A 252-nucleotide genomic window follows, 5' to 3' on the forward strand; every position below is an offset into this window, starting at 1 on the left:
GTTTTTCCATCGTTTCCCAGAACAGGGTTTCGCTACTGACCATGTGCATCGCTACGCGCTGTTGATCACCCGCCAGCGGCAGAATAGTTGGGCGTTCGGCACCTGGCAGCAGGGCGATGACTTCATCCAGACGTTCGGTCGGTGCGTGCATCATGATGTATTTTGATTCGCGCGCCTGGATCACACCCTGAATACGGGTCAGCAGTTTGTCGATCAGTTGCTGTTTGGATTCTTCCATTTCGCCATCGCGCT

At 54.4% G+C, this 252-nt stretch carries 1 protein-coding gene; it reads right to left on the reverse strand.

Annotation, left to right across the window (positions count from 1 at the left end; genetic code table 11):
- Positions 1–252 (reverse strand): ATP phosphoribosyltransferase (gene hisG / locus V5P19_RS24105; RefSeq protein ID WP_369077407.1); only part of this gene is annotated, 252 nt, incomplete at both ends.

Source organism: Enterobacter sp. UNJFSC 003 (assembly GCF_036903355.1).
Taxonomy (GTDB): Bacteria; Pseudomonadota; Gammaproteobacteria; order Enterobacterales; family Enterobacteriaceae; genus Enterobacter.